12 protein-coding genes are annotated in these 14,537 nt (G+C 41.5%); all 12 read left to right on the forward strand.

From position 1 onward, the window contains the following. The first annotated feature begins 846 nt into the window (after window positions 1-846). The 12 genes from ACFIJ8_RS05320 to ACFIJ8_RS05375 all read left to right on the forward strand — a co-directional run bounded on the left by ACFIJ8_RS05320 (window position 847) and on the right by ACFIJ8_RS05375 (window position 13,260). Window positions 847-1,173, forward strand: coding sequence for a hypothetical protein (locus tag ACFIJ8_RS05320; protein ID WP_375639170.1), 327 nt, complete (start codon window positions 847-849; stop codon window positions 1,171-1,173). A gap of 10 nt (window positions 1,174-1,183) precedes the next feature. Beyond that, entirely contained in the window at window positions 1,184-1,324 is a 141-nt protein-coding gene (locus ACFIJ8_RS05325) for a hypothetical protein (protein WP_375639157.1), read from the forward strand. Then, window positions 1,317-1,508, forward strand: a complete 192-nt coding sequence (locus ACFIJ8_RS05330; RefSeq protein ID WP_375639158.1) for a hypothetical protein — start codon at window positions 1,317-1,319, stop codon at window positions 1,506-1,508. Before ACFIJ8_RS05325 ends, ACFIJ8_RS05330 begins: the two co-directional genes overlap by 8 nt. Window positions 1,509-2,185: 677 nt before the next feature. Next, on the forward strand, window positions 2,186-3,547 hold the full coding sequence (locus tag ACFIJ8_RS05335) for a PBSX family phage terminase large subunit (RefSeq protein ID WP_273788456.1): 1,362 nt from the start codon (window positions 2,186-2,188) through the stop codon (window positions 3,545-3,547). After that, complete coding sequence (locus ACFIJ8_RS05340) at window positions 3,547-5,388, forward strand: portal protein (RefSeq protein ID WP_273788457.1); 1,842 nt, start codon at window positions 3,547-3,549, stop codon at window positions 5,386-5,388. The genes ACFIJ8_RS05335 and ACFIJ8_RS05340 overlap by 1 nt, the downstream gene beginning before the upstream one ends. 307 nt (window positions 5,389-5,695) lie before the next feature. Continuing rightward, the gene (locus ACFIJ8_RS05345; protein WP_375639159.1) at window positions 5,696-6,469 is read left to right on the forward strand and encodes a hypothetical protein; all 774 of its coding nucleotides are present in this window, start codon (window positions 5,696-5,698) and stop codon (window positions 6,467-6,469) included. A gap of 293 nt (window positions 6,470-6,762) precedes the next feature. Beyond that, window positions 6,763-7,881, forward strand: coding sequence for a N4-gp56 family major capsid protein (locus tag ACFIJ8_RS05350; protein ID WP_015856832.1), 1,119 nt, complete (start codon window positions 6,763-6,765; stop codon window positions 7,879-7,881). A gap of 82 nt (window positions 7,882-7,963) precedes the next feature. Next, complete coding sequence (locus ACFIJ8_RS05355; RefSeq protein ID WP_375639160.1) at window positions 7,964-8,659, forward strand: hypothetical protein; 696 nt, start codon at window positions 7,964-7,966, stop codon at window positions 8,657-8,659. 263 nt (window positions 8,660-8,922) lie between these two features. Continuing rightward, a complete protein-coding gene (locus ACFIJ8_RS05360) occupies window positions 8,923-10,386 on the forward strand; it encodes a hypothetical protein (protein WP_375628922.1) in 1,464 nt (487 codons plus the stop codon). Between the two features lie 284 nt (window positions 10,387-10,670). Continuing rightward, the gene (locus ACFIJ8_RS05365) at window positions 10,671-11,123 is read left to right on the forward strand and encodes a hypothetical protein (protein WP_375639161.1); all 453 of its coding nucleotides are present in this window, start codon (window positions 10,671-10,673) and stop codon (window positions 11,121-11,123) included. Further along, window positions 11,120-12,259: a tail fiber domain-containing protein gene (locus ACFIJ8_RS05370; protein WP_273788463.1), complete on the forward strand. Its 1,140-nt coding sequence runs from the start codon at window positions 11,120-11,122 to the stop codon at window positions 12,257-12,259. Before ACFIJ8_RS05365 ends, ACFIJ8_RS05370 begins: the two co-directional genes overlap by 4 nt. Next, the gene (locus tag ACFIJ8_RS05375; protein WP_375639162.1) at window positions 12,256-13,260 is read left to right on the forward strand and encodes a phage tail protein; all 1,005 of its coding nucleotides are present in this window, start codon (window positions 12,256-12,258) and stop codon (window positions 13,258-13,260) included. The genes ACFIJ8_RS05370 and ACFIJ8_RS05375 overlap by 4 nt, the downstream gene beginning before the upstream one ends. Window positions 13,261-14,537 lie beyond the last annotated feature (1,277 nt).

The raw sequence follows: 14,537 nt of genomic DNA on the forward strand, positions 1-14,537 counted from the left end.
AAAATAATTTCAAAGACTATAAGATTGGGTACTTTTTAAAAAAGTGCGAAATCTGGATTTTTAGTTTGCACTTCAAGCCCCCCGCTGGGGGCGAGCGCCCTCGCATTGGTATTCCGGGAGGTTGAAAGCACTGAGCTCAGTCAGCCTTTTGCTTTTAGTGCTGACAAGCACTTGGACATAGAAAAAGCTCCCGGAATTCTGGGATATCCGCAAAGCGGGATAAATTCATGTATGAGTTTTTGGGTCTTCAACTCCCTATTTGACCGTTGCGTGGACGATCACAAACACAAACTCATCAATAAAGTAGTTTCAGAAGATTGGCAAGAAAATTAAAATATTTGCTATACGGTTATAGTGTAAAATAGGGATGTTTGGGGGCGGTAATCTGATGTTAGTAGGGTAAGTAATCTGATTTTAGTAGGGGAATTTATTGGGTAAGAGGTTGGATTATAGTTTAAAACCGGTGCGGGGTGGAAGCTTTATCCTGCAGAGGAAAATTTGCTTTTTGAAGTTGAATTGTAGATCAGAGCTTATCTGGCGTGTTTGATGAAACACCAATCTTTGAAGTGTGGGATAGCCATATGAAATAATCAGCAGGGGAATCTGATAGACGAGAAATCAGATTGTTGACAGACCCGTGTTTACAGAGCGATGCGGGGTAATGGTTTGGGAGTTTCATTTGGCTTTGTTCTGTAATGATGTAAAAGCGTAAAAACGTTGATCTGTAAAAAAGGAGCAGAGGCTTTGTGCTTTGTGCGTGTTTTTTATCTTTTAGGGTGTGTCCCATTTTTTTAGATTGCTGGTTGCTTTTGAGGTTTTGGTTTCTCTTTAGTTGGAAGGAACATGATGATGGTAGATGAACATTGTCTTCCCTTACGTCGAAGAGGGCGGAAAAAAGGGGCTTTGAATAAAACAACAAAGCGATTTAATGAAGCTCTTCTGACAGCGGCGGAGCAGGCTGGCTATCACTATGGTGAAGATGGGTTGGTGTCTTATCTTCAGTATCATGCTCTGAATAATCCCGTACCGTTTTTTTCGCTTCTTGCAAAAGTGTTGCCTCTTCAGGGGACTGGAGAAGGGGAGGTTAAAACAGTTTCGCGTATCGAGATTGTACCAGTGAATGCAAAAAGTATCGAACCGGAGAAGCGTGATCCTTCAGCAACGGAGGCTTGAAGAGGGGGCTGTGATGTTTGGGCGTTTATTGGAGAGCAGAATATTTCGGGGGGAGATATTTGGGCTTGGCTTTATGGGGACGCCGGCTTTTATGGGCGATGACAGAGGGGCGTGTGCTGAAGAGGTGATACTCGAGAGGTACGATGCTTAGAGGGCGTGATGTTATCTACTGTTTTGGATTTTTTGTGAAGGTTTGGGCTTTTCTCGTTATTGAAGGTGTGGAGATATTAAAAACAGTTTCGCGTATTGAGATTGTACCAGTGAATGCAAAAAATAGTGAACCGGAGAAGCGTGATTTTTCAGCAACGGAGGCTTGTGATATTGAAAAATGTTAGGCTGAGGTGGATGATGCGGGGTGACATCTTGGAAGGGGGCTGCTTTAGTGATTGCTTGTCTTGAGGGGATTGAAGCGGAGGCTTATCGTCTTTGTAGGTGCTCGTGATACTTGGCTTGGGTGAATGATGCCTGAGAGCCATGTGCTGGAGGAGATTTGGTGCAGGATGTTTGTGTGGTGGATATGGGACAGTGTTTTGATGGGTGAAGGGCGTGAAACTTGAGAGAAGTATTATGCTTGCGGGATGCATGTGTTTTGGTGGGGGTATCGGGGATAGATAAGTGTGAGGATTGGTGAAGCTTGAGAGGCATGATATTGGAGGATGTTGGGCTTTGGATATGCTTGAGAGCCATGTGCTGAGGCTATGATTTGGTGGAGGGATGCCGTGCTTTGGTTGGGGGATGACAGGGCGCGGTGTTTGAGGGGGGGACCCTTGGGGGGGCGCATATCGTGTATATGCGGGGTCAAAGCGGTCAAAGTGGTCAACGCGGTCAAAGGGGGGGCTTCATGCAAAAAAGTGAAATTCATTGCGTATTAGGATGAAGGAAGATAAAGCGCTGCTTTTGAGAAGGGTGTTTTTCGTTCAATTTCTCGTTTCGTTCAATTGCTCTGGGATAATTAAACTTGGGATAAGCAAAAGGGTGAAGCGCAATTATTGCTAAAGTATGAAAATTTATAATGAAAATTGTTCAGAAAATTTCTCAAAAAATAGAGCAGAAAACGGCTCAAGTGGCTCTTATTCCAAAGCTTATTCCTGTTTTTACTGGAAAAGCAGATGTGCGAGCTGCTTGGGGAGGACGGGGGTCTGGAAAAACACGTTCTTTTGCTTTGATGTCGGCTGTTGTGGGATATCGCCATGGAATGGCTGGAGAACGCGGGATTATTCTTTGTGCAAGGCAATTTCAAAATTCTCTCAATGACAGTTCTTTGGAAGAAATTAAACGCGCTATCGAATCTTATCCTTTTTTACAAGACTATTATGAAATCGGCGATAAGTATATTAAATCAAAAGATGGACGGATTGTCTATGTGTTTGCTGGGCTTGATCGCAATATCGCAAGTATTAAATCAATGGGGCGCGTTTTCCTTTGTTGGGTCGATGAAGCCGAGCCCGTGACAGAAACTGCTTGGCAAACCCTCATTCCAACTTTGCGCGAAGAAGGAAAAGATTGGAATGCAGAATTATGGGTCACATGGAACCCGTGCCATGAAAATGCACCCGTGGAAAAACGTTTCCGAAATGTCGATAATCCTCATATCAAAGGGGCAGAAATTAATTGGCGTGATAATCCGCAATTTCCTGAAAAACTCAATCGTGATCGAATGGACGATTTGCAGCAAAGACCAGAGCAGTATAACCATATTTGGGAAGGCGAATATCTCCAAGCTGTCCAAGGGGCTTATTATCAGAAATGTCTTCTCGAAGCTGAAATGGAAGGGCGGATTACCACCGTTCCACGTGATCCTTTGATGCAGGTGAGAATCTTTTGGGATATCGGGGGAACAGGAGCAAAGGCTGATGCTACCGCATTGTGGGTTGCGCAATTTATTGGACGGGAAATTCGAGTGCTCGATTATTATGAAGCCCAAGGACAGCCTCTCTCAGAGCATGTGGGCTGGGTCTTTCAAAGGGGATATGAAAAGGCTCTCATGGTTTTGCCCCATGATGGCGCAACAAAAGATCGTGTTTATAATGTGAGTTTTGAAAGTGCCCTTCAACAAGCTGGGTTTCAAACTAAAGTGATCCCTAATCAAGGGACAGGCGCTGTGAAAATGCGTATCGAAGCCGTAAGGCGATTGTTTCCTGCACTATGGTTTAATCGTGAAACGACATGTGCGGGCAGAAAAGCACTCGCTTGGTATCATGAAAAGCGCGACGAACAGCGCAATATCGGACTAGGGGCTGAACATGATTGGGCTAGCCATGGGGCCGATGCCTTTGGACTGATGTGTGTGGCTTATGAACAACCAAATGCTAGAGCGCGAAAAAAACCTTATCGCTCGTTTCACCATTCTCAAACTTCATGGATGGCTTTTTAATGAATATTTCTACAGATTCTTCTTTTGATCAAATCGAAACGCTTGAAAATCAAGCACTCTTTAAAAAACTCGTGGGGTGGTATCAGGATGATATTGCCCATGTCGAAAAATGGCGAAAAAATGCCCAAGAAGATTACGATTTTTATAATGGACGGCAATGGAATGAGCAAGACTTGGCTGCCTTGCACGAACAAAACAGACCGGTCATGACTTTTAACCGTATTGCACCTTTAATTAATGCCGTGATTGGGGCTGAGCGCAATAATAAAAGACAAGTGCAATTTATTCCACGACAAGAAGGAGCAGCCTTTGCAAACCAGATTCTGACAGGGGCGGCTGAGTGGTTTCGTGATGAAGCCGATGGGGAATACGAAGATTCCGATGCCTTTCAAGATGCAATTATTTGCGGAATGGGGTGGACAGATACACGCCTTGATTATGAAGAAGATCCACAAGGAAAACCAATCATTGCGCGGCTCGACCCTATGAAAATGGTGTGGGATGCAAGTGCTGTTAAGCCTAATCTTATTGATGCACAACGTTTATGGTATATTGATGAAAAACCTCTTGCTGTGGCTCAGGAAATGTTTCCCAATGTTCATTGGAGTGATCTTAATGCTGATTGGGTTAAACATCAGAGTTTTTTACATTCAACCAGCAATGGGATGACACAAAGTTATCAAGCTGAGAGGGGATATCAGGGAGACTGGGAAGAGGGAGGCACCTATCAACGTCCTAAAATGGTGACATTGGTAGAATGTCGCTGGTTTGAACGCGAGGTGATTTATAAAGTTCTCGAGCCTCAAAGTGGAAAGTTTATCGATTATTCAGAGCAGGATTTCCAAAATTTAAGCAAAACCTTTCCTCATGTTCAAGCAACAAGGTTGAACAGAAAAATTGTCAAACGGGCATTTTTGGGCAGAAAGCTGCTCGAAGCGCCTGATAAGCCCTTGGTCCCACACAATCAATTGGGATGGGAATGTATTACCGGTACTTTTGATAAGTTAAGCCGGCACTTTTACGGACTTGTTAAACCAACAAAAGATCCCCAACGGTGGGCAAACAAATATTTTAGTCAAGTGATGCATTTGCTCAATAGCCAATCAAAAGGCGGAATTATGGCAGAACGCGATGCTTTTGATGATGATCGACAAGCCCTCGAGAGTTGGGCTAGAGCCGATAGCATTACTTGGTTGAAAAGTGGTGCTGTGTCTGGGGGAAGAATTCAGCCTAAACCCGTGGCTCAGTTTCCGCAAGGGTTTTTCCAATTGTTTAATGAAGCAAAGAGCGCACTTGAACAGGTGACGGGGTTGTCTTCTGAATTTATTGGGACAAGAGCTGTCAATCAGCCCGGCGTTCTTGAACAACAACGGCGACAATCGTCACTTAATCTTTTGGCTTCCTTTTTTGATGGGTTGCGTCGATATCGGCAACGACAGGGGAAAATTATTCTCTATCTTATTCAAAATTATCTGTCCGATGGGCGGCTGGTTCGTATTGCTGGTGATGAAAATGCCCAGTATGTTCCACTGACACGCGAAATGGTGACAAGTTTGGAATATGATATTGTCGTGGATGATGCGCCAACAAGTCTTAATGAAAAAGAGCGTACTTTTGCACTGATTATGCAATTACTTCCTTTGATGCAAAATTTTGCAACGCCTGAGATTATGCTTGATCTCTTACGCTATTCACCTTTACCAGCCTCACTCATTCATAAAATTGCGATAAAGGCGCAAAATTCTCTTCAAGAAGAGCAAAATGCCTCAGCGCAGATGGGGGGTAATATGGGAACAGAGCAGATAATGCAGATGTTGCAGACAGTAAAGGCTCAACAATAGGGTGCTTTATCATGTGCTCTCTTGGATGAATTTCGTCTATCAGAAGTTGCTTATCTAAACAATTTCCATAGTTACCCATGTTGCTTATGTCGTGCAATGTCGCCTCTCTTTATTTCAGAAGAGCTGTTTTATTGGACAGTGTGTATTGGGGAAAATGTTCGATAGAAGTCTTGTCGTCATGGTGGGGGAGCCATGTGGGGGAATGTTGGAGCCAAAAGATGGGTAAGCATTAAGGGGATAAATGCTCTCAGGCTGTTTTATCTGAAAAATTTAATTTTATTGTTTAAAAAAAGAGAAGGCTAATGTCATGGATCAAGAACACTTAACGCTGGCAGAACAAAACCAATTGAAACAGGATTATCTACTCTCAACACAAGAGGGAGAAGATGGTGAAATTGGAAGAGAAGAAAAAACTCTTGAAGATAATTTCCAAGGGCAAACGCATCAACAGCAGTATTCTTCGCAAAAGGCTGGAAAAGAGGTTCAAGGGGGAGAAGATGCTCCACCAGATCCACAAAAAGACTTTATGGGCTATATGCAATGGTTGGGAAAAACACTCCAAAAACAGGGACTTGTTAATGAAAAACAACAACCTTCTCTGGATCGCGAAGCAGAACAGTTGCATGCGTTTTTTCAGCAGTCTGTTGCCAGTGTTAAACAAAAGCATCATGATTTTGATCAAGCTGCTGATTTTATTTATGAAACGCGGGCTAAACAGTTGGCAGCTTGCGCTTCGCTCTATCCTGAGATGGCAGATCCCAAAAATATTGATGCGTTGATTGGCGATGAGTTGAAGCAGATCTTGCGCGATTGTGCGCAAAAAAATCAAAATCCGGCTGAAGTGATTTACTCTATTGCACAAAAAATTGGCTACACAAATGTTTCCAATAACATGGATGAAAATTTACAGGAAAGACACAATTCTGCACGTACACTTGCTGCTTATAACGGCTTGACGCCAAATGGGCCGATTTCTTTGGAGATGCTTGATAAAATGTCAGAAGCAGAGTTTAGCGCTTGGGTTTCTGATCCTAAAAATAAAGCTTCTTTTAATCGTTTAATGGGGGGAAGAGAATTTTAAAAATAAAAATGCGGGGGAGTGTTTTTTGCGGGAACGTGGAAAGGCTTTTAGCGCAGGGAATGCGGGGGAGTGTTTTTTGCAGGAACGTGGAGAGGCTTTTAGCGCGGGGGAATACGGGGGATTTCTCAAAGCACGGATGTGGTGAGGAGAGCTCTTATAAGGGGGAGGCAGACGCTAACAGAAATTAGATAAAACTCACGAATAACCTATTCACCATTTGAAATGAAATGTGGTGTTTTAACAACCGGCGCTTTGCCGGGTTTTTTATGTCAATAAAACTTTTAGAGGACAAAATGACTGTAACTTATATCGGACTTAATGACCCAATGGCAGTGCGCACATGGTCTAAATTACTAAACCAAGAAGTCTCAAAAGCACTTCCGATTGCACCGTTGATTGGAAATGATTCAAATAGTATCGTACAATTAAAGGATGAAACCACGAAAGCAAGTGGGGATGCCATTAGCTTTAATTTGCGTGTGCAGTTGCTAGGCGATGGGGTGAGTGAAGGGCAGACATTGGAAGGCAATGAAGAAGCTTTACAGTTTCTCAATGATCGCTTGGCAATTAATGAACTCGTTCATGCTGTGCGTGTCAAAAATGAGGGAACGATTGATCAACAACGAATTCTCCATGATTTGCGTACCGAGGCAAAAAATGGCTTAGTTGATTGGTATGCAGATCGTCTGAGTATGATGTTCTTCATTCAAGTGTGTGGATATACCGCAAAAGCTATTAACTTTGAGGGACGTACGATTACTCTTAAACCTGTCCATTATGGGTTTAATGCGCCAACGGCACCAACCGATAAACGCGTCGTGCGCCCTAATGGAAAAACAAAAGATGAAGATTTAAAATCAAACGATGTTTTTGATCTCAAGCTCATTGATAAAGCTGTCGAAAGGGCTAAATTGGCAAATCCAAAAATTAGACCCGTGCGGATCGATGGGGAAAATGTCTATGTGCTTTATCTACATCCAACCCAAGTGACGCAATTGCGAACCAATACAGATGCGGGGCAATGGCTCGACATTACCAAGGCAATCTATAGTGGAAGCCGTATCAAAAATCCACTCTATGATGGATCTTTGGGCATGTATAATGGTGTGGTTTTGCGCGAAGCTGAACATATTACCGAAGGAGTCGAATCTGGGACGGCAAATAAAGCTGTACCAAATGTGCGTCGTGCTGTTCTACTTGGTGCGCAGAGTGCTGTGATTGCTTTTGGTAAAGATCGAGGGGCGACACGCTATAAATTGGTGGAAGAACTCTTCGACTATGAAAGAGAATTCGGGGTCGCGGCAAAAACCATTATTGGTATGAAAAAAACTTGCTTTACCTTGCCAGGAAGTACGCAAGGGGCTCAGGATTTTGGCACTATCGTCATCCCAACTTATGGAGCACCTGCTTAAAGCGAATGTTTGCTAACTTCCCCCAACAAGAGGGATCTGTTGGGGGAAAAATTTAAAATGCTTCCAGAAAAAGGACAGACTTATGACCACTTTATCCACTGATCCCAAAAATCTAAACCTTACACATTCAGACCATTCTAAAACTTTTGCTTATATGGTCGCGCTTATTCAAGATGAAATTGACGATACAACAGCGGAATATTCTCTGCAAATTCAAGATTCAATTTTTACGGCTTTGCGTGTGTGTGAATGCGAACCCTTTTTCTTTAATGAAAAAAGAGAAAGGACGTTTAAAACACAAAGTGGTAAAACATGGTATGGGCAAAAAGAGGGAGTTTTTATTGGATCAGAAAAGAGTTTGGAAGGCGTCTTTTTAGCAACAAAGAATGCAACACCAACAAAGTTGTTCTTTAAGCCCTTGGAAGTGTTGCATCAACAATATGGTATGCATCCTGCACTGGGAACGCCATTCTTTTATACGTGCCTTGATCAAAAAATAGGACTCTTTCCAACACCAGAATATGTGGAAACTGTACAGCTTTCTTATGTTCCTGTTCATTTTGCTGATGAACAGCTGAAAGAAAGCGATAATCCTTGGTTGATTTATGCTTTTGATCTTATTAAAGCACGGGCAAAATATGAACTTTATAAAAATATTCTTAAAGACCCTGAATATGCCGCCGTTTCTTTCAGAGATTTTCAAGAACAGCTTCAAGCTTTGCGCATTGAAACATCGCGCCGAAAGGGTTCTTCAAAGATTCGCCCAATGAGTTTTTAAAAGGCTTTGTTCCAAATCGTTGATGGCTGGTTTGTCCCTTATGGTTGGATGAGCGCTGGGAATTGATGGTGAAGGGCTGGTGCATGGCGCTGGGTATGCCATTATTTATGGTATCTTTTTTTTCGACGTATTAATCAACTTAAGGTTGTGTATTTTATTGAATTTTATGCCTTTAGAGTTTTAAGGGCTTTTGTGGTTTTTTATCAATAAGCCTTGGTGTTTTGAATGGCACTAGGCTTTTCAAAGATTTTATGGGGGTCTTGATGGCTTTTTTCCCAATCGCTGATTATCGACCCGATGTGGCGGATATCAATGGAATTTTTACCGATGAACTTGTTAATGTGCTACCGGCTGATGGCTCCTATATTCCTATGCCAAGTTTTGAACCTTTATCAGATCCTTGTCCTGAGCCAATTTTAGGCGCTCTTGCGGTTAAAACAAAAAATGGGGTTTCTATTATTGTTGGAACAAGAGAAAAAATCTTCTTGCTTGATAATACAACAATGAAGTGGAAAGATATTAGCCAAAAAGGGAAATCTTATCTTGCTAATATCGATGCTCCGTGGTCTTTTGCTTTATTTGGTGATTTTATCATTGCGGTGAATGCCAATGATAAACCACAAGTGATTGATATTAATCATGATAAAAAATTTAGAAATTTGGGGGGAAATCCACCACAAGCAGGGATTGTTCGAGTTTGGGGAGATTTTGTTTGTTTGATGAAATTAACCGAGTATCCAAGACGGGTTCATTGGTCTGGATTAAATGATGCTGAATTTTGGACCGTGGGGAAAAAAAGTTGCGATTATCAAGATTTTCCTGATGGCGGATTCGTCCAAGGGGCAACCGAGACAACAAATCCAATTATCTTTATGCGTTCTGCAATCTATGCCGGTTCTTTTATCCCTGGCTCTAAGATTATTTTTAGTTTCCAAAAAATCCACGATAAACGGGGTGCAAAAAATGCTGAATCGATTGTTTGTAGAGGCGATTTAGCATTTTTTGCCGATGAGGGCGGTTTTTATCAAATAACAAATGATGGACAGATTATCCCCATTGGGTTCGAAAAAGTCGATCGAACGATGACCGCAAAATCAAGGCAGGATAATCTGTATACCATGTCTGCAGCTATCGATGGGGTGTATAATCGTGTTTATTGGATGGTTGATTCTGATGAGAACCTTCATAAACGTATCTTGCTCATTTATGATTGGGGATTGCAAAAATGGACAAAAGCTCTCGTGGATATCAAAATGATATTGCCTATTTTCTTAGCAGGAACAACCCTAGAAGGTCTTGATTTTGTGACTAAGAATATTGATGATTTGTCCTTTTCTCTCGATAGTAAAGCTTGGAAAAATGAATCGCCTATTCTGGGGGCATTTGATCAACAGGGGAGACTGGGTTCGTTTTCTGGGGGGGCTATGGCTTGTGTCGTGACATCACAAGAAATGGGGCAGACAAATGGCATGATAACACGGGTGAAAAATATTATGCCTCAAGTCAATAGTGGAAAGTTTTATTTGTCTGTGGGAATGCGCTTTCGACAATCTCTTGAAGAGGAAACTGTTTGGTTGCCAGAAAAACAGCCTTCTTATAATACTGGACAAATTCATTGTCGCGCAAGGGCACGGTTTTATCGCTTTAAATTGCGCATTCCTGAAGGGGTGAATTGGACTCATGTCACTGGATTTGATGTGGAATTGACGCGAGCCGGCATGCGATAGGCCAAAGCCTCTATTATTAAAATTATTAAAGAATAAATGCTCATAGACCAAAGCCTTTATAAACAAAGGAACAAGGTGGTGCGTTATGCTTCATGCTTTTCTGCGATAAAGGAAAAATAGTCTGCACAATGGCTTATTTTTATAAAGAAGAAAGTTTCCTATTTGTTGTGACAAAGGGATGATGGGGCTTCTTTACTTTTTTTGTGCGGAAAGCATGGAATATGTGAAATGCGTAGGATGGTATTTAAGGGGAGATGAGTGATAAAGCTAAAAGAGCCAAAATTATGATGCAAGAGAGTCAAGATTTGTATTCTGCTCATTTGACAGAGCAATGGCCATGGGAAAAAATAGCTCCCTATCAAGAGGCACTCAATGCTGCATTGAAAAAATATGCTCAGCGCTTTCCGGATGATGTTTGTCTGGAAAAAATTGCTGAAGAAATCGCTAAAGGACAAGCACAATTGTGGCTGGTCTTAAAAAATAAAATCCAATTTAGTGCTTTTGCAATAACCAAAGTTGAAATAACCCATACGGGGAAAAAATGCGTCGTTCTCTCAGATCTTGCTGGAGAGGGAGGGCTGAAATTGGTCAAATTGATTGATGAAGTCGAAAAATGGGCGCGAACAATTAATGCTGAAGAAATGCACATGTTTGGAAGAACTGGATGGGCGAAAAGGCTCGCTCATCACGGATATTCTCGTAATCTTATTCAATATAGAAAGGTTCTCAAGCCATGAGTAGAAAAACCACACCTCAAGTGCAGACAACAACACAAACAAATGCTCCACCTGCTTGGGCGGCTGATATTTTTAAACAAGCCAGTGCTGATGCACTTGGACTTTATAATAAAGGAATTGGCGGAAACGTTTATCAGGGAGACAGAGTCGCTGGTCTTAGCGATATGACAAAAAATGCTCTGACCGGTTTACAACAAGCAGCAGGGCTCTATAACAATCCAACGGTAACGCAATGGTTGAATGCACCAACCAACAGCGCTACAAATCTTTCCGGTATGGCTAAGGGAAGCTGGATTGGAAGCAATAGTAAATTTAATACTGCATTGCAAAATGCTCTGAATAAAACTTCCGATGCAATTAATCAATCGATGTCTGGGGCAGGACGTTATGGCTCTGGGGCTCACACCGGTGTGCTGGCCGATGAACTAGGCGCCTTGGCAACAAATGCTGCAGCACAGCAATATAATCAAGATATTAACAATATGATGAATGCAAATCAGATGATTGATCGCTCTCAGAATGATCAGGTTAATGCGGCAAATAGCTATTATCAAGGACAGAGTAACGTGCAAAGCAATGCTTTGAAAGGGGGCATGATTCAAGATATAAACCGTCAAAATGTCTTAGATGCTGAACGCCAAAAATGGTCAGAAAAAGATAATCAAGATTGGAACCGATTGCAAAGCTTGTTACAGATAGGAACGCAGGCTGCTGGAAATTACGGAACGACTTCAGGAAAATCCACGACAATGCCTTCTGTGACAAAAGATCCATTGCGTGATGCGCAGCAAGTACTTGGATTGGTCGGAGGAATTTTAGGGCTTTGTGATGTGAGAGCAAAAGAAAATATTATCCCTGTGGGGCAGAAAAAGGGATATCCACTTTATACCTTTAATTATAAAGGAAATCCACAACGTTATCAGGGTGTTATGGCGCAAGACGTGTTGCGTGTGAAGCCGGAAGCTGTTTATGTCAATGCAAAAACAAAATTATTGCATGTTGATTATGACAAAATAGGCCTGAAAATGGAGAAAATGAAAGGGGAGAAAATACCGGCATCTAAAAATAAAATTGCGGCTTTCTTTTCTTCATTTTTTGCTCGTTTTCCTTTTTTGAAAAAAGAGTATCTTCTATGAGTTCAATTTATAATTGGTCAATTATCGCATCAGAAAATGCTTATGCCGACGAGAGTATAAACTGGTCAGAAGGGCAACCGCCAAGCACAGTCAATGATAGTGCTCGCGCTATGATGCAACGCATCAAAGAATATTTGTTGGATAATGGGGGCGGGATTGAAACACAGTTTACTGTCGATGTGGAAAACGAGAGGACATCACTTCGTTTGGCGACAAAGTCTTTTTTTGAGACTTATATGGATGGCATTGTTGTGCGCTTTAAAGCACAAGGCGTCAACAGAGGAATAACAAATGTTTCTTTAAATCAATTGCCGCCAAGACCAACTTATATGGCAACGCCAGAGGGTATTATGCCTTTAAAAGGGGGGGAAATTCAAAAAGGGGGGCTTTATGAAATCGTCTATACGTGCGATATTGCCGGGAAAAATGCTGATGGATGGTTTTTAACCAATCCTACTATAAAACTTCCTGAAATTCCGCCCTTTCCTCCTTTGCCGGAAACTTTTTCTTCTGGATTTATTGGGACTTTTGCTACAGAAAAAATACCCTCTGGATGGTTACTCTGTGATGGTAAAGAATATTCGCGAAAGAACTATGCCAATCTCTTTGCTGTTTTGGGGGAAACGTGGGGAAAAGGAGACGGGAGAACAACATTCAATGTTCCCGATTTGCGTGGAATGTTTTTACGGGGGCTCGATAGTGGAAAAGCAATTGATAAAGGACGTCGCTTGGGAAGTCGACAAGAAGAGTCTTTTAAATCTCATACCCATGAAGGAAAAACAGATTCAACAGGTAACCACCAGCATAGTTATCCAATGATTGACAAGGTAGTTTGGGATATGAATCACGGTGAATATTATAGAAATCTGGCTCAAGTCTACAATAAAGATCGGTTAACGAAGGCTGCGGGAGAGCATGAACATAAGGTCTTGTTGCAAAAAACAGGGGGGGATGAAACACGCCCCGTCAATATGGCGGTGGTTTATGCTGTCAAAGCCTGAGAATGAAAGCTTTGAGAGAGATAAAAATGATTGCAAAATGTCTGTTATGAGAAAAAAATCTTATAGAATATAAAATCTTATAGAATATATTGTGCAGAAAGTTTTGAGGCGTTCTTTATTATTTTATTTTTTGTGCTGCCTTTGTTGGATGTGTAACGGTCAGTTTGCCTATTGTTTTTTAGAGGATCAAGACAGTGATTATTGAAGGTAGGGGTAAAAGAGAACAAAAAATCTTCCTTTATTCATAGAGTTTTTTTCTAAGGAATAAAGTTTTATCCAAAATGCTCTCTCTTGTGGTATCGTGATACATTGTTTAAAGCGCTGGGCTTAAAGTGCTGGGTTTAAGGTGCTGATAGGCGATGACAAAAAGCCCATGGGTAGAATTTTATCCTGTTATACCGTAAAACACCGTCATTAAAACACTATTATTGAAGCTGGTGATATAAGGAAAATAAGACATACAATACTTGATCCATTTAAGTATTAAAGAGACATCTATTCAGGGGAAGGGGTGCTTCGTTAAGCCTTATGCAATTGAATCATATAAGTGAGCAGCAGACGGAATCCCTTCAGAGTCGTTGGATTGTTTACAAATCGATGTGGGGCTAAAATCTTCGTCTTTTGAGGTGGCGGGAAGAGATCAACGGATATATTTATTTAAAGCGAGAAAAGGCAAAATGGTACTCTCCCTCTTTTGGGTAGAGCGTGTATGCAAAAGGCGTTCTTTTTTTTCAAAATGGGCGCTCTGTTGGCTAGAGCAAATTGGCGATGCGTTAACACATGGTGAGTAATTGAACTCTCTTAGATGCATTTTGTACTTGTCAGGAAACTTCTTGAAACAGAATGAGAGTGATACGAGAAAATCTGTAAGACAATAGTTTATCCCGTTGTGTCGTAAAATACCATTGTTTGAGATGCGGTTAAAACTTTATGCATTGGGATGTTTTTCGTCTGTGCGTATTCTTAAAGCAGCGTTTTTTGTAGAATAACTCTAGACAAGGCTGCATTTGAAGGGGAAGCTCAGTCAAATCCGTTAGATAAGAAGCCAGATTGTTTACAGATTGTTGTTTATCGATTGGCATTTTTTGAAGACCGGTGGAGAAGGCTTTGTCATTTTGGGGAAAGCCAACAAAGCATGCAAGGTGACATGTATTTTTCTTTGGTTTCAGGTGGTAAAATCATCATTTTAGGTGGAAAACAGACTATAATCTAAAAAAATACCTTGTAAAAATTTTCAATGAGGAAATTTTTTTCAAAAGCCTTTCACATGGTTGTCT

This window comes from Bartonella sp. MF74HXZ (genome assembly GCF_042194445.1).
Lineage (GTDB): Bacteria > Pseudomonadota > Alphaproteobacteria > Rhizobiales > Rhizobiaceae > Bartonella > Bartonella grahamii.

Bases quoted from the DNA above. Each gene is read 5' to 3' on its own strand.
- ACFIJ8_RS05320 (WP_375639170.1), top strand. From the start codon at position 847: ATGATGGTAGATGAACATTGTCTTCCCTTACGTCGAAGAGGGCGGAAA.
- ACFIJ8_RS05330 (WP_375639158.1), top strand. From the start codon at position 1,317: ATGCTTAGAGGGCGTGATGTTATCTACTGTTTTGGATTTTTTGTGAAG.
- ACFIJ8_RS05335 (WP_273788456.1), top strand. From the start codon at position 2,186: ATGAAAATTGTTCAGAAAATTTCTCAAAAAATAGAGCAGAAAACGGCT.
- ACFIJ8_RS05340 (WP_273788457.1), top strand. From the start codon at position 3,547: ATGAATATTTCTACAGATTCTTCTTTTGATCAAATCGAAACGCTTGAA.
- ACFIJ8_RS05345 (WP_375639159.1), top strand. From the start codon at position 5,696: ATGGATCAAGAACACTTAACGCTGGCAGAACAAAACCAATTGAAACAG.
- ACFIJ8_RS05350 (WP_015856832.1), top strand. From the start codon at position 6,763: ATGACTGTAACTTATATCGGACTTAATGACCCAATGGCAGTGCGCACA.
- ACFIJ8_RS05355 (WP_375639160.1), top strand. From the start codon at position 7,964: ATGACCACTTTATCCACTGATCCCAAAAATCTAAACCTTACACATTCA.
- ACFIJ8_RS05360 (WP_375628922.1), top strand. From the start codon at position 8,923: ATGGCTTTTTTCCCAATCGCTGATTATCGACCCGATGTGGCGGATATC.
- ACFIJ8_RS05365 (WP_375639161.1), top strand. From the start codon at position 10,671: ATGATGCAAGAGAGTCAAGATTTGTATTCTGCTCATTTGACAGAGCAA.
- ACFIJ8_RS05370 (WP_273788463.1), top strand. From the start codon at position 11,120: ATGAGTAGAAAAACCACACCTCAAGTGCAGACAACAACACAAACAAAT.
- ACFIJ8_RS05375 (WP_375639162.1), top strand. From the start codon at position 12,256: ATGAGTTCAATTTATAATTGGTCAATTATCGCATCAGAAAATGCTTAT.